The sequence below is a fragment of the Moorena sp. SIO1G6 genome (assembly GCF_010672795.1).
GTDB classification, from domain to species: domain Bacteria; phylum Cyanobacteriota; class Cyanobacteriia; order Cyanobacteriales; family Coleofasciculaceae; genus Moorena; species Moorena producens.
In genome coordinates this window covers 24,328-46,761 of sequence record NZ_JAAHFZ010000009.1, presented here as the reverse complement: position 1 = coordinate 46,761, position 22,434 = coordinate 24,328, and the positions used below count along the sequence as shown (strand labels likewise).

The following is a 22,434-nucleotide window of genomic DNA, read 5'->3' as shown; positions in this document are numbered from 1 at the left end:
TGGAAAAAATCCTGTGTACCTAACTTGTGATGAGAATTGCTATATATCCTTTTTCAAGGAGCAAGAGAGTGATGAGACTCAAACAGTTACAGAGTTCAGCCAAGAATAAATATACTCAGCTTTTGTTAGTGCTGCTTTTGGCTTTTGTCGCCTATGCTTTTTTCTCGCAAGCAATAATTGCCGACTTAATTCTATCCCTAATTTTATTAGGAGCAATAGTTGTAATAATTACAACATTTTATTTACATAAAAGGTTTTTTTATTGTTATCTGTTCATTTCATTGCTCGCTTTTGTAGTCGATTTTATCGAGTTTATTTATCAATACTCTAACTTAAAGCTAGCTGTGGCTACAAATATTATTTATGGTGGTTTTTTTCTCTTAGCTATTGTGTTGATGATTGAGAAGATTTTTAGCGGTCACAAAGTCACGATCGATACCATAGTTGGCGGTATTAACGTCTTTCTTTTAATTGGTACTCTGTGGGTTTTGTTTTTTGAAACTATCTATTTATTAAACCCAAAATCTTTTACTTATTCAGCAGAAACAATTAATTCTTTTGACCTGCTTTATTTCAGTTTTACCACCTTAACTACCGTTGGCTATGGGGATATTACTCCTGTCAGTCCTCTAGCGAAAGCTCTGACTAATTTAGAAGGAATTTGTGGGGTGATGTATCCCGCCGTATTAATTGGCAGATTGGTCGGAATTTATAACCCAGAAGCAGAGCATTAGAGGGAGCAGGGGAAGCAGATAAGTCAGAGGGAGGAGACTTTCAAGGGTATGTTTTTAAGATTGTGAAGTTAGGACAGGTACAATTGCTGTATAGGGTTTATCATAATGATTTAGATATTTATCCGGAAAATGGTTGGTCATTACATGGTTTAGCACAAAGCTTGCAAGCACAAGGAAAAACAGCAGAAGCAGAAACTGTACAACAGCAATATCAACAAGCGTGGCAATATGCTGATATTGCTTTGTGAAATAACCGTAAAATAACCTCAGTTCGATTGGCTCAACTAGAAAGCTTATCTAATAAATCCTTTAGCACTGGTGGTAATTTGCGCATAATCTTACCCTGCTCTCGGTCAACGGCTACTAGAATCACACGACCGGTTAGGTAAAGTTCTTTGCCATCATGGGATTGAATTTTATAATCCCACTTCATACGGAAACCTTTCATTTCGGCGATGGCTGTCTTGACAACTGCTGCTGTGCCCATTGGCATTGCCCGGTGATAGCGTAAAGAAAGTTCTACTACTGGTAAATCGCATCCTAGCCTGACAAAATCACTATAATCCATACCCATTGAGCGCAAGTACTCCACCCTCGCTTCCTCCATCCAGCCAATGTAGGTACCATGCCAGACTATACCAGCATAGTCAGTGTGGTGGGGATGGACTCGCACTGGATAGTCAAACCATTTGGCTGTGGTGGCAGTTAGCTCATGACTTGCCATGGTACTGTCCAGCTGTCCTTGAGTTGAGGTTTGGGGTGTTTCTGACATGGATCAACTTAATCGTGACTGGTATGATGATCGTATATGGTGATCGTATTCTGTTAGAGCTAGATCAGATCAGCGCTAAGTTTTTGCTGATTTGGGATCTAGTTCGGGCAAGTCTAATCCTGACAGATCAAAGTAAGCGATCGCGTCCGTCTCAAAAAGTCAATCACTGTTTACCATCATCCTACTGATCGTAATCAGAACCTATCCTTATATCATGTCGGGATAATTACCCTTAATCAAAATCTCCCCCATCTCCCCATCTCCCCATCTCCCCATCTCCCCACACTTCCCACACTTCCCACACTTCCCACCCTCCCCACTCTCTCCTTAATTATGGGTATTCAACCAGACTTGATATTAGCCCTGTGTTGGGAGGGTTAGGAGTAATCTGGTCACGATTTGGTAACCAAGCTGATCACCTGCTGAAAGCGATCGCATGCGATCGCTTTCAGGGTATCTGCTCACAGGTCGCCATGGTTTCTTCTAATCGGTTTCTTCTGATGCTACCAGTAGGGTGCGTTACTGAAGCATCCTAGGTTTTAGGGAATTTTCCGGCTTTTTATGCCAGGTTTGACCAGAGCTTTTTTTTAAGTTTTGTAAAGATTAAACAATCCACTGCGTAAATCCTGGATCGGCTTCAGAAATGTAAGTAGAGGTTGAATTCGAGTCAGCCAATGACCGAAACACCTCAGTATTAACATTACAAACTTCAAGGTTCAAACCAGGAGACTGATCATGTTTCGTAGTAAAGTAGCCATTGCGTCTGTAGTTCTATCTTTGGGTGTAATCAGCCTCGGTATTCCTCAAGGCAAAGCCTTAGCACAAGATACTAACGCGCCTCGTCCCACCCCTCCGAGCAACCAACAATTTACTTTAACCACTACCCCCACCCCCAGTGCAAAAACCGTATTTGCTGTAGTCACCAGGAACGGCGCACTCAGTCGCGGATTCGGTGCCAGCCGAGCCCGAAAAGTTCTGAACGGTCGGTACGAAGTCTTTTTCAACCGGGATGTCCGTCGGTGTGCTTACACTGCTACTTTAGGTACTACAGGCTTTGGCACTGAACGATCTGGTGAAGTTACTGTAGCCACACGCGCTGGCACCACCAATGGGGTTTGGGTTGCTACTAACAATTCTAGTGGAAATGCCGTAGATCGTAACTTCCACCTTGCTGTACATTGCCCGTAGGCTGCTTAGAAGCTATCCAAAAATTTGTCTTGGGGGGTTGTGGAGCCTACTTTAGACCACAAGCCGTCTAAAGGATTACTGAAGTGAGTTACCAGTAATTTCTCCACTCTCACCCAACCATTAAATAATTTTTCGGATAACTTCTGAGTAGTTTCTACAATATGCTAGTCTATTAGGCCTTTTTTGCCCCACTGTGTCAACCGTGGGGCTACACAAACCCAGCCGAACTAGAGTTCATGTAGGGTGGGCAGTGCACCAGACAGATAATCAAGCTTGCAAAGGGCGTTGGTAGGCACTGCCCACCCGAAGATTAATCACTGGATTTACGATCCGTATCAACCTAGGTTGATGTAGGGTGGGCAGTGCACCAGACAGATAATCAAGCTTGCAAACCGCGTTGGTAGGCACTGCCCACGCTACGATTAATAACTGGATTTACGATCCGTATCAACCTAGCTGAACTAGTAATCACCCTCAACCACCAAGGTTCCCCACTTGGAGAACTTGGGCTGAGGGCTCCCACCCTGACCATTTATCCTGTAATCAGTTTGAGAAGGTGACCATGATGGTGAAATTTTGGTCTTTGTCCCTTGCTTTAGAAGCTGCCTCAATCCTGCTAATTGTTCCCAAGGCGTTTAGCCTGCCACTGACGCTTGCCTCTGGCTTCTCCCCTGTACCGAGCACAGAGATTGAGCTACCAGTGTGCTACATGCAAACCGATAATGGCACCCTTGTAGATCTTAGTAGTCTATGTGGCATCTCAGACTCCAAAGTAGTCATTAGCGAAGTGAGTTTCCAAAATGACCGTCTTATCGGTCGTGTAGTCAACAAAACCGACAAAACTGTCTACTCGACCCGAGTAAACTATGAAATTCTCGATGATGACGGCAGTGTAATTGGCACCAGTTCCATGTACACCAATCCCCCTAACCTCAGTGCTGGAGAAAGTGCTACTTTCGAGACGGAAATGTGGGGTGGTCGGGAATTAAAAACCACATCCGTTGACTGGGATCGTAAACCGACTCCATGATTTCGATATCAATTCACGCTTTTGAGGCATAAATTGCTGAGCAACTGAACCTAAGTATTTGGTCTTTAGGTGAATGCTTACCACTGAATCCCACATAATAATGTCATCAATAAATTTAAAATTGACAGTTTTAAATTAATAACTAATAATTCACTATAACGGTTCTCATATTAATCAGGTACACAGGATTTTTTTATTGTTTCCTACTCCCTACTCCCTGTGCCCTGTGCCCTGTGCCCTGTTTCCTGTGCCCTGTGCCCTGTTCCCTAAAAACCCAGAACTATGTACTTAAAAAATCGCAAACCGCTATAACAATTAACGTACCTGACTACGAAGTGATTAACAGTCGGAGATATTAGATTCAGATTTGAGTGAACAATCAACCCACCCCTTGAGCTTAAGCAGAAGGGGTGGGTTTTCATTCACTCTAATGACAAGAGTAAGGGAGTAGCCAAAAAATCAAATACCAGTTTTTAGCTTGTAGGGTGGGCAAAAACAGTTTGTTTCTTTTGATTATTCTAAATTATATTACTTTGCCCACCCTACTTTAATTGGTATTTTTTTTACACGCAAGTCCCTAAAGCTAGCTGCTGACTATCCTAAACGTAGAAGGAGAAGTTGAGATCCTCAACCGTATCGATAACGACAATATTACTAAGTGAGTTATTCTCGATTATCCACATGCCATTCTGTCCAGTAACGGAATTACGGAAGAAGAAATCATTAATACCATCTCGGTTAGCGTCATAGGCCCCACGGAATTCCCAAGGACCGTCTGCTGGTCGGGAATCGATCAGCACTGCCTCCTGGAAAACAGTACCATCGAGCTTCCAGTAGGCAAACTCTTGGGTATTCATATTTTCCCAGATAGCATCTGCGTCACCATCGTCATCCATGTCTCCAGCCGCAACTAACTGCCAGGGATCATTAGGTGATATGGTCAACCTGTCACCATTGGTATTCGTAATAAACGTAGCATTCTGAAACCCGTTTTCATCTATTTCCCAAACAGCAATTTCTCCGCTGGATGTGTTGTACCAGAAAATTTCTTCTGCACTATCACCGTTAACATCTCCCGTGCCACGGATTTCCCAGTTGAGGTCTGATCCCGGTTGACCTGCTGGTGCCTGAGTAATTATTGCTTCCTGGAACTCGGAGCGTTCCATCTTCCAAACCGCAACACCGCCGGTTAGGGTATCACGCCACAGAGGATTCCTGATACCATCGCCTAAATCCACAACACCACGAGCTTCAAATCCAGTGTTGTCTGGTACCGACACCTCCTGACCACTTTGATCGGTAATAAACGCTGTCGTCTCGACGCTAGTCCCCTGGCCATTTAGAGTCCACAAACCAACTTTTGCACTGACAGGATTATGCCAGAACAGATCCACACTGGGGATTCGGGTAATTTCAATGGCATCAAGTCGCCCTCGCTCGAAATTCAAATCAGAATTATTGCTATCTGCCAGTACCGAGATTTCTATTTCATCCCCTGGAGCAAGGTCTATGTTTTGAAAAAGGGGTTTATTTGGATTAGCCTCAGCACTTAGGGTGCCACTTGAATTGCCACCCCTCAGAGGGACATAATTCCTTGGCTCAGCTGTTGGCCGAGGTCTATTAGCAGGTAAGTTTAGATTATAAACATAGGTACCAACTACCTCTCCATTGACACTAAATGTCAGGGGAGATTCCCCATCCTCTTCGTCAAAGTAGGCAATACGAATATCGTACTTACCAGCTGGTCCATCCTGTGCTGTCCATTGAAAGGTAAGCACACCGGGAACTGGAACCGGGTTATCAAAGTCTGTGATCTCGACGGCTCGACCCCCTGAAGCAACGAGATTAATATTGTTGAAACCGGTTATGCCGTAGTTTACTCGCGTTACGCGAGTACCTTCTGCTTCAATCAGAACCATAAGATAGTTTTTTCCCAAAAGTTATCTGTGTTTACATTGGTTGGCTTTTCTTTTCCGTCCTGATGCACCAAAAAATTTCTAATTACTCCATCCCAATTCAGTCCCAACTCACTAATTGACGGGATGTGTAACTTACAAAAGCGATGCAGCTTCGGAACAGGGGAGGCAGTGCGGTCTTGGGGGTTCCCACGGGGCAAACAGCGGTGCGGACGCAGGTTCCGCACACAGCCCCTCCCCACTCGCGGTCTGCCGTGGTTTCCCCCACTCGCGCTTTGCATCAATACACTGGCATTACTCAAGGTCCCTTGCCTGAAATGGGATAAGAGTCTGTGAACTTTGTCTGTGAACTTTTGGGGAAAATTTAATTATGCTTATCGATGTATCTAGGGTACAATACCTTTCTAGATACCTATTTCTAGATATATCGATAAGGGTAAAACACCCCCTTTAATAGTTCAAAGATGCCCTGCTGAAATTTATCCAGTGAAACTGGATAAATTTTTTGAAGCCTTTTATATTATTTTACTGGCTAACGATACCCTGATAAAATTCCACCCCTAACAGATGATCTACTCAAAAAAATATTTTTGTTCCAGGCTTCAGATTTTTTTGGCGTTTTGACTGAAAAAAAACCTACCACTAGTATAAATGCCATAAAAATCCGTAAATGTCACTATCAAATTAGGTATATTCATTAAATTTTCATAAAAATTTATAAAATTTTTACTGAGTTGGCACTGAGCAAAAACTAATTATTATATAACATCAAGTCAGCTAATAATTATGAATGATAAATTTTCCCCTGCCTCAGGGCAGTTAGTGGGTAAGCTATCAGCTATCAGCTAATGCCCTACAGAGGGTGCTACTTGAGGTGCTTTTGAATAAAAGAGGTAAGCATTCGTTTAATCTTTTTTGGATCACAGCGTCGAAGCCTGTGCCACAAAGGACTTCAAGTAGCGTGGCCATAGGCCAAGGACTTTTCTGTTGACTTTCAATTCTCATTAATCTATCAATATTAAATTATCCCGTTTGCCCATTGCACATTGCGCATCGGCGCACGCTACGAAAACGGCGCACGCTACGGGAACGGCGCACGCTACGCTGGGTTTATTTTAAGCATGATAGCTGACAGCATTAGCCTGAATGCTGACAGTTTTATATCCTGGTGGTCGTACCTATTAATTAGTGAAAATCATAGTGGCGCTAAAGATAAGCCAAATAAATAATATACCAGTTTAATTCATCCCCGTCAAAATTTTTGGGTCAGCAATAAATTTTTGGGTCAGCCAAATGCCAATAAGATCTGGTTTGTGACGATTAGATGCGTTTGCCCTAAAACTCGGAGATATTAGATTCAGATTTAAGTGAACAATCAACCCACCCCTTGAGCGTAAGCAGAAGGGGTGGGTTTTTCTCAACTTTAATTACAACAGAAAAGCTAGCTGCTGACTATCCTAGACGTAGAAGGAGAAGTTGAGATCCTCAACCCTATCGATCTCGACAATCTGACCCAGTGAGTTATTGTGGATCATCCACATGCCATTCTGTCCAGTAACGGAATTACGGAAGAAGAAATCATCAGTACCATCGTTGTTAGCGTCATAGGAACCACGGAATTCCCAAGCACCGTTTGCTGGTCGGGAATCGATCAGCACTGCGTTTTGGAAAACAGTACCATCAAGCTTCCAGTAGGCAAACTCTTGGGTATTCATATTTTCCCAGATAGCATCTGCGTTACCATCGCCATCCATGTCTCCAGCCGCAACTAACTGCCAGGGATCATTAGGTGATATGGTCAACCTGTCACCATTGGTATCCGTAATAAACGTAGCATTCTGAAACCCGGTTTGATCTATCTCCCAAACAGCAATTTCTCCAGTAGATGTGTTGTACCAGAAGATTTCTTCTGCACCACCACCGTTAACATCTCCGGTGCCACGGATTTCCCAGTTGAGGTCTGATCCTGGTTGACCTGCTGGTGCCTGAGTAGTTATTGCCTCCTGGAACTCGGAGCCTTCCATCTTCCAAATCGCAACACCCCCGGTTTCGGTATTACGCCACAGAGGACTCCTGTTACCATCGCCTAAATCCACAACACCACGGGCGTCAAATGGACTGTCGTCTGGTACCAATACCTCCTTACCACTTTGATCTTTAATGAACGCTGCCGTCTCGACGCTAGTGCCTTCGTCATTTAGAGTCCACACACCAAGTTGTCCAGTGACAGGATTACGCCAGAACAGATCCAAACTGGGGATAATATCTTCAGCTGGGGTAATTTCAATGGCATCAAGTCGCCCTAGCTCGAAATTAGCATCATTATTAATGCTATCTGCCAGTACCGAGATTTCTATTTCATCCCCTGGAGCAAGGTCTACGCCCTGAAAAATGGCATTTGGATTATCCTCAGCACTTAGAGGGCGAGGGCCACGTGGATTGCCACCGCTCAGAGGGACATAATTCCTTGGCTCAGCTGTAATCCCAGGTAAGTTTAGATTATAAACATATGTACCAACTACATTGTCGTTGACACTAAATGTCAGTGGAGATTCCCCATCCTCTTCGTCAAAGTAGGCAATACTAATATCGTACTTACCAGCCGGTCCATCATCTGCTGTCCATTGAAATCTAAGCACACCAGGGTTTTCTTCAACCGGGTCATTAAAGCTTGAGATCTGGACGGCTCGACCGCCTGAAGCAACGGTATCAATATTGTTTGCACTGGTTGTCTCATAGTTGACTCGCGTTACGCGATCGCTTTCTGCTTCAATCAGAACCATAAGATGGTTTTCTCCCAAAAGTTATCTGTGTTTACACTGGTGGGCTTTTCTTTTCAGTCCTGATGCACCAAAAAATTTCTAATTACTCCATCCCAATTCAGTAACTCACGGGATGTGTAACTTACAAAACTGGCATTACTCAACGTCCCTGGCCTGAAATGGGATAAGAGTCTGTGAACTTTTTATGTGAACTTTGTATGTGAACTTTTGGGGCAAATTTAATCATGCTTATCGATGTATCTAGGGTACAGTACCTTTCTAGATACATGTTTCTAGAAACATCGGTAAGGGTAAAACACCCCCTTTAATAGTTCAAAGATGCCCTCCTCAAATCTATCCAGTGAAACTGGATAGATTTTTTGAAGCCTTTTCTATAGTTTGACTCCCTAACGATTCCCTGATCAAATTCCACCCCTAACAGATGACCTAGTCAAAAAAGTAGTTTGGTTCTAGGCTTCATATTTTTTTTTTGCGTTTTGACTGACAAAAAAAAATCCTACCATTAGTATAAATGGCATAAATTTCAGTAAATGTCACTATCAAAATAGGGATTTTCATCAAAAATTCATAAAAATTTATGAAAAATTTACTGAGTTAGTCCTGAGCAAAAACTAATTATTATATAACATCATTCAGCTAAGAATTATGAATGAGTAATTTTACCCTCCCTCAGAGCAGTTAGGGGTTATACCAAATCTGGGTTAAAGAATAATCTTTTTCATTCAGTCCCTCTTTGATTCAGTCATTGAGGTGTGCAAGCAAGCTTTTGCCCCAATCAATTTACTGTGTGGCAAAAAGGGTTAACAGCAGGTGATTTGAGATTATTCATAAAATTAACTAATTGACAATAAATAATGTTGAAATGTAGCCAGATATCTCTTGACTTGACGAAATATCCAAGAACCATCTATGGAGATGAGCTAAATTAAACAATGATGAAAATTTTTATAGGTGCGCGCCTCCTAGGGCGAGTAAATCGCCCTTGGGTCGCACCTCTAGGAATAAAAATCTGTTGCTATTGAAATCTAGGCTATCCACTATTACCGAGACAGTTACTCATTTTGGTAACGGCTAATGGGTAATAGGTAACTGGTCGGGGTTGTATAGCGCTACGGGCAAGTCAGAAGTGAGAAGTCAGAAGTCAAAAGTAAGCTAGGACTAGGTTTCGGAGTTTAGAAGCGATGCAGAGGTGCGACCCGTGGCGAATTTAATTCGACGACTGTAAGCGCACCATTACGGTCTTGGGGAGGCAGCGCGGTCTTGGGGGTCCCCCCCATGAGCGACTGCCGTGGTTTCCCCCACTCGCGCTTTGCATCAAGACAATGTCAAACATCTTAATGGGTAGTGCTATACCAAGTAAGCATATGCGCTACAGATGGTGCTACTTGAGGTGCCGTCAGCCGTCAGCCGTCAGCCGTCAGCCTTGGCCGTTGGCCACGCTACGGGAATGGCTGGCTGATACGCGACACGCTGATACGCGACACGCTGAATGCTTACCTAATTACCTATTACCTATTACCTATTACCTATTACCTATTACCTATTACCTATTACCTATTACCTATTACCTATTACCTATTACCCATGTTCCTTTCATTAACAGGGAAACTAACCCATCAAAACCTTAGGTAATTACAGTGGGAACCTCCCGCTCTGTAAACTTGCGAATCTGGGCAATCTCATGGGCAAGGGAAATCAGTGGTTCCAATGCTTGTTGAGTATCCACGTCATGCTTAGTGGAATCTGGCTCATAGCTCTCTAAATAGAGGCGTAGGGTTGCCCCTTTTGTGCCAGTACCAGATAGGCGGAATACAATCCGAGAGCCATCAGTAAAGCCAATCCGAATCCCCTGCTTCTGGCTGACGCTCCCATCTACTGGGTCTGTGTAACTAAAGTCATCACCATACTCTACCTGGTAAGAGCCAAATTGCTGTCCTTTCAGGTCTGGCACACTTGAACGCAGACGCTCCATCAGTTCCTGAGCTCGTGCCCCATCTACCTCTTCATAGTCATGGCGGGAATAGAAATTACGACCATAGGTTTGCCAGTGGCTACGGACAATCTGCTCCACTGATTCACCCCGCACTGCCAGGATATTGAGCCAGAATAGCACTGCCCAAAGTCCATCTTTTTCCCGTACATGGTTAGAACCAGTGCCGAAACTTTCTTCACCGCACAAAGTGGCTTTACCTGCATCCAATAAATTGCCAAAAAACTTCCAACCTGTTGGGGTCTCATAGCAATCAATACCCAACTGAGCCGCCACTCGGTCTACAGCAGCACTGGTTGGCATGGAACGAGCGACCCCTGCTAAACCTTGACTATAACCAGGTACCAGATGGGCATTGGCGGTTAACACAGCGATGCTATCACTGGGGGTAACGAAGAACGAGCTTCCCAGGATCATATTGCGATCGCCATCCCCATCGGAAGCAGCCCCAAAGTCCGGTGCATTATCACCATAGAGAATATCCACCAAGTCCTTAGCATAGACTAAATTGGGGTCAGGATGACCACCACCAAAATCTTCTAACGGTATACCATTAAGTACTGTACCTTCTGGTGCCCCTAGGCGTTGTTCAAAAATAGCATGGGCATAGGGACCAGTTACCGCATGTAATGAGTCCATACACATGCGGAATTTCCCAGAGGTTAGTAGCTGGTGAATGCGGTCAAAATCAAACAGGGACTCCATCAATTGAGTATAAGGCTCAACTGGGTCAATCACCTCAACGCTCAAGGTTCCCAGGGTAAATGCACCTGGTCGGTCTAGATTCACATCCGCAGCCTCCAGGATTTTGTAACTATCAATGACTTTACTCCGAGCATAGATAGCTTCCGTCACCTTTTCCGGTGCTGGTCCACCATTACTGGTGTTATACTTGACACCGAAGTCACCCTTTGGACCCCCAGGATTGTGGCTAGCCGAGAGGATAATGCCACCTAATGCCTTATGCTTGCGAATAACACAAGATGCTGCTGGGGTAGACAGAATACCACCACAACCGACTAACAACCGACCTAACCCATTGGCGGCTGCCATTTTGAGAATGGTCTGAATTGCTTGCCGATTGTAGTAGCGACCATCACCCCCTACAACTAGGGTTTGACCTTCACAGCCTTCTAGGGAGTCAAAGATAGACTGGATAAAGTTTTCCAGGTAATGGGGCTCTTGAAAAACGGTGACCGACTTACGGAGTCCGGAAGTACCGGGCTTTTGGTCTGTAAAGGGCTTAGTAGAGACAGTGCGTATGTTCATTACAAGCTAGCTACAGGTTTTACTGCTAATTCTTTATTGTTAACTGTTACCTGTTAATTGTTAATGAAAAATTCAAAAGTCTTTGATAAATGACTGATGACTTTAGTGAGCCCTGGTCTAGAAAAGCGCGAACGCACGATCAATCCTTACCTACGCATATTTTTGTTTATTTGTCAATGCTTCACTTTAATCTATCTAAGCTACAAGCGATTAGCTTTGCACAAGGTTAGCTAATCGCTCATTAAGAAGTGACAGCTCCTACACTGACCCGTTGGGTTCAGTGTAGGCTTCCCAGCCAATCCGGCTATTGCGCGCGGAGGCGCTGGGCTTTAAGAACGGACTGCCCTTCCGCTCTGTTTTTGATGTTTATAGCTGCATTGTGTTCGCGTAGCGTCGGCTTCGCCGAATCGCGATCTAGACTACATCCACAATGGGGACAGTCATGCCATCTTACATGCAGCTTCTTTGGGACTTTTTTTCCGCAATTGGAGCAATTCTGTGAAGTGTTTTGAGCGCTTACTGGGACAGCCAACAAACCAGCATTTAAGGCCGTAGGCCACGCTACGCGAACGGCTTTGTTCGTCAGTATCGTCAGAAAGCTTGACCACCCAGCATCTAGCACAGATTTAGCCAATCGGGATTTAGCCATCCCTTTGACGTTTAACTTTTCGTGAGCAACTACGTCGTAGTTTGACAATAAGTAATTAGCGGTCTTGAAATGAAAGTCTTTCCGTTTATCCGCTACTTTTTTATGCTGTTTCCCGAGCTGTTTGATAGCCTTAAGTCTATTACTTCCTCCCTTCTTCCTTCTAGATACCCGCTTTTGGACAACCTTTAAGCGCTTTTGAGCTTTCCGATAGTATTGAGGAATCTCTATGGCTTCCCCTTCGGAGGTTGTCAAAAAATCCTTTAGACCAACATCAATCCCAATTATTGAATCTGGATTTATGTCTGGCTTAACTTCGGGAACTGTCTTGTCTTCCAGGGACAAGACCAGATAGTATCCATCGCACTTTTTTGTAATGGAAGCTGTCTTAATCTTGAAGCCGGAAGGAATGGGGCGATGAAGTACTACCTTTACTCTGCCTATTTTTGGGAGATTTATTAAGTCTCCATCTAGGCACCCTTCCTTTACTTGAGGGTAAGTAAAAGTGCGATAACGGTGTGGTTTTTTGAACCTAGGCCGACCACTTCGTCTTCCATTACTATCCCCTTTAATGAACCTATCAAAAGCTAACTTTACCCTCTTGACAACATCCTGAAGTACCTGAGAGTGAACCTGCTTGTACCAAGGATGGGTTTTCTTTAGTCCTGGTAATCTTTTCTTTTGACTGTAGTAGTCAGGATTAACTCTTAATTTTGGAAGATGACAGACAAGTGGGCAGGCATTAATGGGACAGCGGTTAGCTTCGTACCAGTTAAATCGATCAGCCAACAAGTAATTGTATTGAGCACAAAGCATTGACAACCAATTGTCTATTACAACTTTCTGCTCTCTCGTTGGACGTAATCGGTACTGGTAAGCTAGTCTCATTTTTTGTATCCTGTTTTTCGACCTATAACTAGGTTAGCATGTGGGTAGCCAAATAACAACCCACAACATCAAAAAAAATGAAAGATAAAAAATTGATAGTTAGAGTAACTGAGTTTGAGAAAAAGCAGTTAAAGCAGGAGGCTGACAGGAGGGGTATGACTCCATCTGAGTTGGTCAGAAGTTTTATAGCTCGTCTCCCAATCCCAGGAGACTCTGTGTAAAATTCATCCCTGGAAACGAAACCTTAGAATAAGGCAGTCTTAATCATACAGTTTTAACCTTTGTCTCATAGCCGACCAACCATAAAGACTGCCTTATTCTTACGGTAACTTTGAACACTCATCCTTGCGGATTGAGATGTGGGGCTTCTTTTACCGGACAGCTAAATTTTCATCTGACCTCTCAACTTATAATCCAACAGCAAGTTACTAGATTATGGCTGATGATCCTTGGGCTGAATCCTTACACTAAATTTCTCGGTCGAAGCCATATTTTTCGCGGATATGGGTATTAAAATACTGACCGATAGAAGGATTATCTTTTAAACCCTTGTAGATCTCCTCTGGTACATCCCGATACTTGTAGATACTACCATTATTGAATTGAACCCGAAGAATTTTTTTTTCTACATCGTAGTCGAAGGATTTAATCACAGCGCTGGTACTTTTCAGCAATGGGAAAGCAATCACATCTCGAATACTAGCTGAATCAGTGAGTAGCATCACTAAACGGTCAATACCAATACCTAAACCACCAGTGGGAGGCATACCGTACTCCAGAGCAGCGAGAAAGTCTTCATCAACATCTTGAGCTTCCAAATCTCCTGCTGCTTTCCTGGCTGCTTGAGCTTCTAGTCGTTGCCGTTGATCTATAGGATCAGTTAACTCAGAATAACTGTTTGCTGTTTCTCTTCCCACTATAAACAATTCAAACCGTTCTACTAAACCAGATTTTGAGCGATGGGGCTTAGTGAGGGGAGAGATTTCCACAGGATAATCCAGAACGAAAGTCGGTTGGATTAACGTTTCTTCTACCTTCTGCTCAAAAGCTTCATTGAGCAATTTACCAATAGAATAGCAATCATTGGGAACCTCCACACCAGCATCTTTTGCTGCTGCTTTTGCCTGCTCAATGTTGGTAAACTTATCAAAATCTAAACCAATTTGGTCTTTGACTAACTCTTGCATCGTTACTTTACGCCAAGGGGGAGTTAGATCAATTACTTCACCTTGGTAGTTAATGGTTAGTGTACCTAACACTTCCTTAGCAGCATTACTAATCAGATTTTCCGTCAACACCATCATCTGATTATAATCGGCGTAAGCCTGATAGATTTCAATCATGGTGAATTCCGGATTGTGACGAGTCGAAATTCCTTCATTGCGGAAAACACGCCCCAACTCATACACCTTTTCAAAACCACCAACAATTAGTCGCTTCAGATGTAACTCGGTAGCAATACGCAGATACAAGTCCATTTGTAAGGTATTGTGGTAGGTGATAAAAGGACGCGCATCTGCACCACCAGCCTCACTCTGAAGTACCGGAGTTTCAATTTCAATAAAATCCTGTTGGTTTAAATAGTGCCGAATAGAAGCAGTTATTTTGGCACGACGACGAAAGGTTTCCCGGACATCAGGATTAACAATTAGGTCAACATAACGTTGACGATAGCGCTTTTCTGTATCCGTCAAACCATGCCATTTATCTGGTAAAGGCAACAAAGATTTAGTCAGGATATCATACTCCTTGACATAGATCGATAGTTCCCCTTTCTCCGTGCGCTTGATGGTTCCTTTTGCCCCAATAATATCTCCAGTATCAGTGAGTTTTTTGAGAATATTGAAAGCATTGGGAAGGTCTGCCATTTTAGCAGTGATTCTCTTTTTATCCAGGTAAAGCTGAATTGTACCAGTCTCATCCTGAATGTTGAAGAAAGCTAATTTACCAAAGACACGACGAGCTATAATCCGACCAGCAACAGCCACTTCCACATCTACTTCTTCGCCATTGCCTAGGTCAGCATAGTTTTGCTGCAATTCGGCAGCCTGAGCTGTAGATTCCCAATTATAGGCATAGGGAATTAATCCTTCTGCTTTCAGTTGTTCAACTTTTTCAAGCCGTGTGGTGCGAATTTCTTCTAGAGTTGAAGTGCTTTGTGCTTCTGGACGGGATTGGTCTGACATAATTTATAGCGACAATCTAGTGGACACATAGTGGATCAACTGTGAGTTAGTGCTGCCTGGTGATCCCTTAGTATATAGCAATTATAAGTTAAACGTTAACATCCTGGTTAAAATAGGTAACGGGTAACATAAGGGAAGTATAACTTCTTATTAATAATCAGTTAGCACTGCTCTATAACTATAATTATAGCTGATTTTTAAAAGCTTATCAACTATAACTAAGTTTATAGATATTTTTAATAATTGCTAATTCGTGGTAAGGGATGTTCAGTAATTTATTACAAATATTATTACAGTATTTTTACGTAGTAAATGCTCGAAATTGACCTTTTTTTTTGTTTAATTGTTGATGTAATTGTGCTAGATTATCTGCTATATTTTTATCGATAATTTTAGCTTTATGTCCTAATCATTATAACCATTACTATCACAATCAGCAATTACCCATTCCCGATTACCCATTCCCGATTACCATGGTAAATAACTGACTTTAATGACAGGCTTGGGAAATGAGCAAAAAACCAAAAATTATTGTACTTGATGATGACCCGACTGGCTCCCAGACAGTTCACAGCTGCTTGTTGCTGATGCACTGGGATGTGGATACATTGCGGCTGGGACTAAGGGATAACTCCCCAATCTTTTTTATTCTTACTAATACCAGAGCTCTTAACCCAGAGCAAGCAGCAACTGTGACTCGGGAAGTTTGCCATAACCTCAAAATGGCCATAGACGCTGAAGGAATTAAAGATTTTATGGTAGTCAGTCGCTCTGACTCCACCTTGCGGGGGCATTATCCTGTCGAAATTGATGTAATCGCCCAAGAAGTCGGACCATTTGATGCCCATTTCTTAGTCCCCGCATTCTTTGAGGGCGGACGAGTCACTCTCGATAGTGTCCATTACCTAATCATTGATGGTATTAGAACGCCAGTGCATGAAACCGAGTTTGCCCGTGACTCGGTATTTGGATATCGCCATAGTTATTTACCCGATTATGTCCAAGAAAAGACCAAAGGTCAGATCAAGGCTGATGCAGTAGAGCGGTTTTTACTAGCAGATATTCGTAACAGTAGCTTGGAGCGTCTTCTCAAACTTACCAATAACCAGTGTGGCGTTGTGGATGGGGAAACCCAAGGGGATTTAGATCAATTTGCGGCAGATGTCCTAAGGGCTGCTGCCCAAGGGAAACGCTTTCTGTTTCGTTCTGCTGCTAGTATTTTAACCTCCCTTGCTAGTCTTGGCTTCCAACCGGTAGCCCCTATGAATATGGCTCAGTATGTCCGACAGGGGAAACCAGGAGTTGTGATTGTGGGTTCCCACGTTAAAAAGACTACTCAACAGCTGGAGCAGCTATTGGGAGCATCTGGGATTGAGGGGATTGAGGTAAATGTAGCCAATTTACTGGATGAATCCGAACAGCAACGGGCAAAACTTTTGGCAAGTATTCTCGAGCGCGTTCAGGAAATTCACAGTACTGGTAAAACACCGGTGGTTTATACCTCTCGTCAGGAATTGGTTTTTGAGGATGTGCAGAAACGGCTGGCGTTTGGAGCAGTAGTTTCAGGCTTATTGATGGATATCGTGAGGGGATTGCCTAAAGATATGGGGTTTTTAATCAGTAAAGGGGGTATTACCTCCAATGATGTCTTAAGTACTGGCCTGGCTTTGAGGTCAGCACGACTATTGGGTCAGATCCTTCCTGGATGCTCAATGGTACTAACCTCTGCTGACCATCCCCAGTTTCATAATTTACCTGTAGTGCTATTTCCTGGCAATGTGGGAGATGTGAATGGCTTGGTGACCGTTTACCGTCGATTGAGTGCAGAGTAAGAATGTTTGACAGGATATCGGTTGTGGGTGTGGGGTAACAGAGCAATAGTATTCTTAAGTATCTTGCCCTTTTGCTCCCTACCACCATTAGCTACAATTCTCAACAGTTATCCACCAGAACTTGCTGAAGAAGGTATGATCACGGAAGAATCTATCTTCGGTGCGTTAACCAATCTGGCTCCTTGTTGCATGACTTCTGATTCTGCCCAACCATCACCAGTTTCAACGGTTTCCAACGACCGCAACTCGGTAGTTAACTGCCTTGGGCAAGTTCGCTTAAAAAGTGAGGGGAAACGGCTGTTGTTGATCTTGCCACCAGCCACTAAAAACCCTAGTACTGTCAATTGGTCGGACCTATGGGAACAATTCAAGCATCGCCTCAATGCTGGAGAGCGCTTTTGGCAGCCTGAATCCAGTGTCCATCTGATGGCTGGGGATCAATTGCTGGATGGGATGAAGCTACAAGCGATCGCTGATGCCCTTGGGGCAGTCCAGTTAAGGCTAAAGCGAGTTTACACCACGCGCCGACAAACCGCTGTGGCTGCAGCAGCTGCTGGGTACTCAGTAGAACAAGAAACTCCTAAGTACTCTTTGAATCAAAAGATTGATCAACCTACTGAATTACTCGCAGAACCTCTGTACTTACAAATGACAGTACGTTCGGGTATAGAGATTCGTCACCCTGGCACTATTGTTATAATAGGGGACTTGAACCCTGGTGGTGCATTGATTGCAGCTGGGGATATCTTCGTTTGGGGGCATCTACGAGGCATTGCCCACGCCGGTGCGAATGGTAATCGAAAATGTCGGATTATGGCATTAAAAATGGAACCCACCCAGTTGCGGATTGCTGATGCTGTAGCTAGGGCACCGGAGACACCGCCACTTCAGTACTATCCTGAAGTAGCTTACGTGACATCCGTTGGGATTCGTATTGCTAGAGCTGCTGATGTTGCTAAAACCCACTTGTCGTTGAATTCATGAGTCGAATTATTGTTGTCACCTCTGGCAAAGGAGGGGTGGGGAAAACTACCATTACCGCCAATCTAGGTTTAGCCCTAGCTCGTTTGGGTCGTCGAGTTGCTTTAGTGGATGCAGATTTTGGTTTGAGAAACTTAGACCTGCTGTTGGGACTAGAAAATCGGGTAGTCTACACGGCTATTGAAGTCTTAACAGGTCAGTGCCGCTTAGACCAGGCTTTGGTCAAAGACAAACGGCAGGAAGGACTAGTCCTGTTACCTGCAGCCCAAAGTCGTAACAAAGAAGCCGTTAACCCCAACCAAATGAAAAAGTTGTTGGGGGTGTTAGCCAAGAATTACGAGTACATCTTGGTGGACTCTCCAGCAGGAATCGAAAGCGGGTTTAAAAATGCGGTTACGGCAGCTACTGAAGCCCTAATCGTTGCTACACCAGAGATTACCTCAGTGCGGGATGCTGACCGAGTTATTGGCTTACTGGAAGCGGAAGGAATCAAGCAGACCCGCCTAATTGTCAACCGCCTGAAAGCGACAATGGTAAAAGCGGATCAGATGATGTCAGTTCAAGATGTCCAAGAAATTCTTGCTATTCCCCTAATTGGTGTTATCCCCGAAGACGAACGGGTGATTGTCTCCAGTAATCAGGGTGAACCCTTGATCTTATCAGAAAAGAAAACTCTGCCTGGAATTGCCATTGAAAACATTGCTGCACGCTTAGAAGGTGCAAATATTTCCTTCCTCGACCTGATGGCAGAACACGACAACCTAATCAGCCGCTTACGCCGCCTGTTCCAATAAGGTTTTACATTGTGAATTGCCAACAACTAGTCTTGCCAAAGAGCCTCTTCCTTCTCCCCCTGTGTGATTATTCACTACTCCAAAAAGCCCCATGATTATCGAAATTCTAGAACAACTTTTTTCCTGGAGGAGTGTTCAAAGCAGCCGTGAGGAGGCTAAGCGCCGCCTCCAACTGGTAATTGCCCACGATCGCTCTGACCTGAGTCCTAAAATGGTGGAGTCGATGCGGCAAGACATCCTGGAGGTGGTCTCTCGCTACGTTGAGATTGATTCGGAAGGGTCAGAGTTTTCCTTAGAAAGCAACCAACGGACAACAGCACTAATTGCTAATCTACCCATCCGACGAGTTAAGGAAAAGCTACGAGAGGAAGAATACCAACGCTTCACTCAAGACGAAGAAGAAGAGTAAGTGTCTAGTAGCTGAAGGGGTGACAAGCTACGTGAAACGTAGGTCAGTTGACGGGGCGAACGGGTGTGGGGTGTATAGCTAAATTGAGCCTATTACTTGGCTGAACAATTATCGGATCACCTTTGAAGGTGATTATGAACCAAGGGATGCTTGCCTGGTCACCCCTAAGGGATGGGACCTATAGTCCTGTTTATATTTAATTTGGGATCAAGTTCTGATACGGTTGAACCCTAACAATGGTAATCTTGAGAGTGGCATTACTAAATGTTAAGACTGTTTTCCAAAATCTGTAACAATAGCTTGACTAAATAAGCGCAATATGGTAGGCACCGCAGAACAAACAAACACGGGCGCTATTGCCCAAATTATCGGTCCGGTTGTTGACGTAGAGTTTCCCAGCGGCAAAATGCCGCAGATTTACAATGCCTTGAGAATTGAAGGCAAAAATGAAGCTGGACAAGATGTTGCTGTGACCTGCGAAGTGCAGCAGCTTCTCGGGGATAACCAAGTGCGCTCTGTTGCCATGAGTGGTACAGACGGTCTGGTGCGGGGTATGGAAGTTATTGATACTGGTGCCCCCATTAGTGTACCCGTCGGCAAGGCTACCTTAGGACGGATTTTCAATGTCTTGGGTGAACCAGTAGATAACAGAGGACCGGCAGAATCTGAGGAGCGCTTCCCAATTCACCGCCCTGCTCCCAAGTTAACTGAGCTGGAAACCAAGCCCTCAGTATTCGAGACCGGTATTAAAGTAATCGACCTGCTGACTCCCTATCGACGTGGTGGTAAGATTGGTCTTTTTGGCGGCGCTGGAGTCGGCAAAACTGTGATCATGATGGAGTTGATCAACAACATCGCCACGAAACACGGTGGAGTATCAGTATTTGGCGGTGTGGGAGAGCGTACCCGTGAAGGGAACGACCTCTACAACGAAATGATGGAATCCAAGGTGATCAACCCGGATGATCTAAACGAGTCGAAAATTGCCCTAGTTTATGGTCAGATGAATGAACCCCCCGGTGCGAGGATGCGGGTGGGTCTGTCAGCGTTGACCATGGCTGAGTACTTCCGGGATGTGAACAAGCAGGACGTGTTGCTGTTTATCGATAACATCTTCCGATTTGTACAAGCCGGTTCGGAAGTGTCTGCTCTTTTGGGAAGAATGCCTTCTGCGGTAGGATATCAACCTACTTTGGGAACAGATGTAGGTGCTCTACAAGAACGGATTACTTCCACTAACGAGGGTTCAATTACCTCCATTCAGGCAGTCTATGTGCCAGCTGACGACTTGACCGACCCAGCCCCAGCCACTACATTTGCTCACCTAGATGGTACAACGGTGTTGTCCCGTGGCCTAGCATCTAAGGGAATTTACCCGGCTGTTGACCCCCTCGATTCTAATTCCACCATGCTGCAACCGAGCATTGTCGGGGAAGACCACTACGGAACAGCTCGTGCTGTGCAGGCAACTCTACAGCGTTACAAGGAACTCCAAGACATTATCGCGATTTTGGGCTTGGATGAATTGTCCGAGGATGACAGACTAACAGTGGCTCGCGCCCGCAAGATTGAGCGCTTCTTGTCTCAGCCGTTTTTTGTAGCGGAGGTCTTCACTGGTTCTCCTGGTCAGTATGTTAGCTTGGACGATACTATCAAAGGCTTCCAAATGATTCTGAAGGGGGAATTGGATGACCTTCCTGAGCAAGCCTTCTACATGGTGGGCAGTATTGATCAAGCGATGGCTAAAGCTGAAAAACTAAAGAGTTAAGTCAGGTTTGATGCTAATAAGGTTATCAAGGTTGAAGGTTAACCTAGTTAACCTGTAACCTTCAACCTGTAACCTTCAACTTTCAAGCTGCTAAACTGCCAACGTCCAACAAACACAATTCATTCTGCTGATGGCTTTAACTGTTCGTATTATTGCTCCCGACAAAACCGTCTGGGATGACCAAGCACAAGAAATAATTTTACCCAGCACTACCGGTCAGCTAGGTATATTGAGTGATCATGCTCCTCTGTTATCAGCGCTGGATACTGGTGTGATGCGAATTCGTTCAGAAAAAGAGTGGATACCAATTGCTCTTATGGGTGGATTTGTGGAAGTTGAAGATAATGAAGTGACGATTCTTGTCAATGGTGCTGAGTCCGCAGATGAAATTGACAAGGATGCTGCAGGTGTTGACTTCAACGAAGCAAAAGCTCGTCTAGAAGAACTTCAAAGCGACGAGAATACCCAAGAAAAAATCCAAGCAACTCAAGCCTATAAGAAAGCCCGTGCTCGCTTTCAAGCTGCTGGTGGCATGGTTTAGTCACGCAACGGTAAATTCCAACCCCATAAACGAAGTAAGGAGGGGATGTAAACCCTATAAGCTCAGCGCTCTCCACACCCCCCGAAACAGGGGGGTAGGGGAACGTCTGGAGTTGGTTACCGTCAGTCTTTTACTTGGATTAAGGTAATTTGATTAAGGGCGTTGGATTAAGGGCGTTGTTGAACTAAGGAATCATCTCAAGTATGGTCGGATGATTGGTCAGTTACCAATTCCCAATTCCCAATTACCCTCAATCATTAGATTAATCAGCAAGGCTGGATTAAGCACTACCAGTAAAAGCGACTTCCGGGAACTTAGCCTGAGCCTCAGACATAGGTCTACGCCTACCTTCCTCTTGCCAGTAGTTAATCACTTCAGTGGCTTTGTTGAGGATTTCAATGCGATCAGCTTCAGTAATCCAGTGTTTGGCTTCCATCTCATCCTTGAGCTGTTCCCAGGCATCGTTCCGGGGCCAGAAAAAGTAACAAGTTAATGGGCTGGTGCCTTTGCCGACAATTTGATCAACTGCCAGGGCTACATTCTCATCTAGCCAGAGAACTTTTAATAGAAATTTTGACAATCAGGCCTCCCTCAGATATCCCACGTTATCTATAACTATAATCTATTGTACAATTGATGATTCTAGCGCAATAAGACTGTTCCTGATCAAGATTCAGGGATAGGTTTTTGGTTAAATTGTTGGTACT

The 22,434-nt window shown here is 44.2% G+C and carries 23 protein-coding genes; 15 read left to right on the top strand and 8 right to left on the bottom strand.

Annotated elements, in window-relative coordinates; translation table 11 throughout:
- Positions 1-71: 71 nt before the first annotated feature.
- Positions 72-734, top strand: a complete 663-nt coding sequence (locus F6K63_RS11325) for a potassium channel family protein (protein WP_008183083.1) — start codon at positions 72-74, stop codon at positions 732-734.
- 83 nt (positions 735-817) lie between these two features.
- The gene (locus tag F6K63_RS11320) at positions 818-982 is read left to right on the top strand and encodes a hypothetical protein (protein WP_154659762.1); all 165 of its coding nucleotides are present in this window, start codon (positions 818-820) and stop codon (positions 980-982) included.
- Between the two features lie 32 nt (positions 983-1,014).
- On the opposite strand, the gene F6K63_RS11315 is transcribed toward F6K63_RS11320, so the two are convergent.
- Positions 1,015-1,506, bottom strand: a complete 492-nt coding sequence (locus tag F6K63_RS11315; protein ID WP_008183079.1) for an acyl-CoA thioesterase — start codon at positions 1,504-1,506, stop codon at positions 1,015-1,017.
- A 14-nt stretch (positions 1,507-1,520) separates the two neighbouring features.
- Between F6K63_RS11315 and F6K63_RS11310 the strand changes: the two genes are divergently transcribed.
- The 5 genes from F6K63_RS11310 (at position 1,521) to F6K63_RS11295 (ending at position 3,724) form a co-directional block, all read left to right on the top strand.
- Positions 1,521-1,694: a hypothetical protein gene (locus F6K63_RS11310; RefSeq protein ID WP_154659761.1), complete on the top strand. Its 174-nt coding sequence runs from the start codon at positions 1,521-1,523 to the stop codon at positions 1,692-1,694.
- Positions 1,633-1,887 carry a ferredoxin-thioredoxin reductase variable chain gene (locus F6K63_RS37765; RefSeq protein ID WP_499881084.1) on the top strand — a complete coding sequence of 85 codons (255 nt, stop codon included), beginning with the start codon at positions 1,633-1,635 and terminating at the stop codon, positions 1,885-1,887. Before F6K63_RS11310 ends, F6K63_RS37765 begins: the two co-directional genes overlap by 62 nt.
- Positions 1,872-2,042 carry a hypothetical protein gene (locus tag F6K63_RS11305; RefSeq protein ID WP_287312123.1) on the top strand — a complete coding sequence of 57 codons (171 nt, stop codon included), beginning with the start codon at positions 1,872-1,874 and terminating at the stop codon, positions 2,040-2,042. Before F6K63_RS37765 ends, F6K63_RS11305 begins: the two co-directional genes overlap by 16 nt.
- Positions 2,043-2,241: 199 nt before the next feature.
- Positions 2,242-2,694 (top strand): hypothetical protein, encoded by a 453-nt coding sequence (locus F6K63_RS11300; protein ID WP_008183077.1) that lies wholly within the window; start codon positions 2,242-2,244, stop codon positions 2,692-2,694.
- 562 nt (positions 2,695-3,256) lie between these two features.
- The gene (locus F6K63_RS11295; RefSeq protein ID WP_008183073.1) at positions 3,257-3,724 is read left to right on the top strand and encodes an FxLYD domain-containing protein; all 468 of its coding nucleotides are present in this window, start codon (positions 3,257-3,259) and stop codon (positions 3,722-3,724) included.
- A gap of 599 nt (positions 3,725-4,323) precedes the next feature.
- On the opposite strand, the gene F6K63_RS11290 is transcribed toward F6K63_RS11295, so the two are convergent.
- From F6K63_RS11290 to F6K63_RS11280, 3 genes are all read right to left on the bottom strand, one after another.
- Entirely contained in the window at positions 4,324-5,643 is a 1,320-nt protein-coding gene (locus tag F6K63_RS11290; protein WP_008183071.1) for a hypothetical protein, read from the bottom strand.
- Positions 5,634-5,942: a hypothetical protein gene (locus F6K63_RS11285; protein ID WP_131826938.1), complete on the bottom strand. Its 309-nt coding sequence runs from the start codon at positions 5,940-5,942 to the stop codon at positions 5,634-5,636. Before F6K63_RS11285 ends, F6K63_RS11290 begins: the two co-directional genes overlap by 10 nt.
- A 1,155-nt stretch (positions 5,943-7,097) precedes the next feature.
- Positions 7,098-8,423 (bottom strand): hypothetical protein, encoded by a 1,326-nt coding sequence (locus F6K63_RS11280; RefSeq protein ID WP_008183068.1) that lies wholly within the window; start codon positions 8,421-8,423, stop codon positions 7,098-7,100.
- 1,322 nt (positions 8,424-9,745) lie between these two features.
- On the opposite strand from F6K63_RS11280, the gene F6K63_RS11275 reads away from it, so the two are divergent.
- Complete coding sequence (locus F6K63_RS11275; RefSeq protein ID WP_131826939.1) at positions 9,746-10,051, top strand: hypothetical protein; 306 nt, start codon at positions 9,746-9,748, stop codon at positions 10,049-10,051.
- On the opposite strand, the gene F6K63_RS11270 is transcribed toward F6K63_RS11275, so the two are convergent.
- Positions 10,048-11,682: an alpha-D-glucose phosphate-specific phosphoglucomutase gene (locus F6K63_RS11270; RefSeq protein ID WP_008183066.1), complete on the bottom strand. Its 1,635-nt coding sequence runs from the start codon at positions 11,680-11,682 to the stop codon at positions 10,048-10,050. The two genes, F6K63_RS11275 and F6K63_RS11270, sit on opposite strands and share 4 nt — an antisense overlap.
- Before the next feature lie 304 nt (positions 11,683-11,986).
- On the bottom strand, positions 11,987-13,216 hold the full coding sequence (locus tag F6K63_RS11265) for an RNA-guided endonuclease InsQ/TnpB family protein (protein ID WP_287295344.1): 1,230 nt from the start codon (positions 13,214-13,216) through the stop codon (positions 11,987-11,989).
- Positions 13,217-13,293: 77 nt separating this feature from the next.
- On the opposite strand from F6K63_RS11265, the gene F6K63_RS37760 reads away from it, so the two are divergent.
- Positions 13,294-13,437 carry a plasmid mobilization protein gene (locus F6K63_RS37760; RefSeq protein WP_008183062.1) on the top strand — a complete coding sequence of 48 codons (144 nt, stop codon included), beginning with the start codon at positions 13,294-13,296 and terminating at the stop codon, positions 13,435-13,437.
- Positions 13,438-13,683: 246 nt separating this feature from the next.
- On the opposite strand, the gene lysS is transcribed toward F6K63_RS37760, so the two are convergent.
- The gene (lysS, locus tag F6K63_RS11260) at positions 13,684-15,402 is read right to left on the bottom strand and encodes a lysine--tRNA ligase (RefSeq protein ID WP_008183060.1); all 1,719 of its coding nucleotides are present in this window, start codon (positions 15,400-15,402) and stop codon (positions 13,684-13,686) included.
- A gap of 509 nt (positions 15,403-15,911) precedes the next feature.
- On the opposite strand from lysS, the gene F6K63_RS11255 reads away from it, so the two are divergent.
- The 6 genes from F6K63_RS11255 to atpC all read left to right on the top strand — a co-directional run bounded on the left by F6K63_RS11255 (position 15,912) and on the right by atpC (position 21,727).
- Positions 15,912-17,234 (top strand): four-carbon acid sugar kinase family protein, encoded by a 1,323-nt coding sequence (locus F6K63_RS11255; protein ID WP_008183058.1) that lies wholly within the window; start codon positions 15,912-15,914, stop codon positions 17,232-17,234.
- 189 nt (positions 17,235-17,423) lie between these two features.
- Positions 17,424-18,218 carry a septum site-determining protein MinC gene (gene minC / locus F6K63_RS11250; protein WP_044492862.1) on the top strand — a complete coding sequence of 265 codons (795 nt, stop codon included), beginning with the start codon at positions 17,424-17,426 and terminating at the stop codon, positions 18,216-18,218.
- A complete protein-coding gene (gene minD / locus F6K63_RS11245) occupies positions 18,215-19,009 on the top strand; it encodes a septum site-determining protein MinD (protein WP_008183054.1) in 795 nt (264 codons plus the stop codon). The genes minC and minD overlap by 4 nt, the downstream gene beginning before the upstream one ends.
- A gap of 91 nt (positions 19,010-19,100) precedes the next feature.
- Positions 19,101-19,418: a cell division topological specificity factor MinE gene (gene minE, locus F6K63_RS11240; RefSeq protein WP_008183051.1), complete on the top strand. Its 318-nt coding sequence runs from the start codon at positions 19,101-19,103 to the stop codon at positions 19,416-19,418.
- A 319-nt stretch (positions 19,419-19,737) separates the two neighbouring features.
- A complete protein-coding gene (atpD, locus tag F6K63_RS11235) occupies positions 19,738-21,186 on the top strand; it encodes a F0F1 ATP synthase subunit beta (protein ID WP_008183049.1) in 1,449 nt (482 codons plus the stop codon).
- 130 nt (positions 21,187-21,316) lie between these two features.
- The gene (gene atpC / locus F6K63_RS11230) at positions 21,317-21,727 is read left to right on the top strand and encodes an ATP synthase F1 subunit epsilon (protein WP_008183048.1); all 411 of its coding nucleotides are present in this window, start codon (positions 21,317-21,319) and stop codon (positions 21,725-21,727) included.
- A gap of 280 nt (positions 21,728-22,007) precedes the next feature.
- Here the strand turns inward: atpC and F6K63_RS11225 are convergent, their stop codons facing one another.
- The gene (locus tag F6K63_RS11225) at positions 22,008-22,307 is read right to left on the bottom strand and encodes a 30S ribosomal protein PSRP-3 (protein WP_008183046.1); all 300 of its coding nucleotides are present in this window, start codon (positions 22,305-22,307) and stop codon (positions 22,008-22,010) included.
- Positions 22,308-22,434: the final 127 nt, after the last annotated feature.

What these genes read in the sequence shown, in the direction of transcription:
- minE (WP_008183051.1), top strand. Translation starts at nt 19,101, where the DNA reads ATGATTATCGAAATTCTAGAACAACTTTTTTCCTGGAGGAGTGTTCAA.
- atpC (WP_008183048.1), top strand. Translation starts at nt 21,317, where the DNA reads ATGGCTTTAACTGTTCGTATTATTGCTCCCGACAAAACCGTCTGGGAT.
- F6K63_RS11275 (WP_131826939.1), top strand. Translation starts at nt 9,746, where the DNA reads ATGTCAAACATCTTAATGGGTAGTGCTATACCAAGTAAGCATATGCGC.
- F6K63_RS11290 (WP_008183071.1), bottom strand. Translation starts at nt 5,643, where the DNA reads ATGGTTCTGATTGAAGCAGAAGGTACTCGCGTAACGCGAGTAAACTAC.
- F6K63_RS11315 (WP_008183079.1), bottom strand. Translation starts at nt 1,506, where the DNA reads ATGTCAGAAACACCCCAAACCTCAACTCAAGGACAGCTGGACAGTACC.
- F6K63_RS11325 (WP_008183083.1), top strand. Translation starts at nt 72, where the DNA reads ATGAGACTCAAACAGTTACAGAGTTCAGCCAAGAATAAATATACTCAG.
- F6K63_RS11280 (WP_008183068.1), bottom strand. Translation starts at nt 8,423, where the DNA reads ATGGTTCTGATTGAAGCAGAAAGCGATCGCGTAACGCGAGTCAACTAT.
- F6K63_RS11295 (WP_008183073.1), top strand. Translation starts at nt 3,257, where the DNA reads ATGATGGTGAAATTTTGGTCTTTGTCCCTTGCTTTAGAAGCTGCCTCA.
- F6K63_RS11270 (WP_008183066.1), bottom strand. Translation starts at nt 11,682, where the DNA reads ATGAACATACGCACTGTCTCTACTAAGCCCTTTACAGACCAAAAGCCC.
- F6K63_RS37760 (WP_008183062.1), top strand. Translation starts at nt 13,294, where the DNA reads ATGAAAGATAAAAAATTGATAGTTAGAGTAACTGAGTTTGAGAAAAAG.
- lysS (WP_008183060.1), bottom strand. Translation starts at nt 15,402, where the DNA reads ATGTCAGACCAATCCCGTCCAGAAGCACAAAGCACTTCAACTCTAGAA.
- minC (WP_044492862.1), top strand. Translation starts at nt 17,424, where the DNA reads ATGACTTCTGATTCTGCCCAACCATCACCAGTTTCAACGGTTTCCAAC.
- F6K63_RS11255 (WP_008183058.1), top strand. Translation starts at nt 15,912, where the DNA reads ATGAGCAAAAAACCAAAAATTATTGTACTTGATGATGACCCGACTGGC.
- atpD (WP_008183049.1), top strand. Translation starts at nt 19,738, where the DNA reads ATGGTAGGCACCGCAGAACAAACAAACACGGGCGCTATTGCCCAAATT.
- F6K63_RS11300 (WP_008183077.1), top strand. Translation starts at nt 2,242, where the DNA reads ATGTTTCGTAGTAAAGTAGCCATTGCGTCTGTAGTTCTATCTTTGGGT.
- minD (WP_008183054.1), top strand. Translation starts at nt 18,215, where the DNA reads ATGAGTCGAATTATTGTTGTCACCTCTGGCAAAGGAGGGGTGGGGAAA.
- F6K63_RS11265 (WP_287295344.1), bottom strand. Translation starts at nt 13,216, where the DNA reads ATGAGACTAGCTTACCAGTACCGATTACGTCCAACGAGAGAGCAGAAA.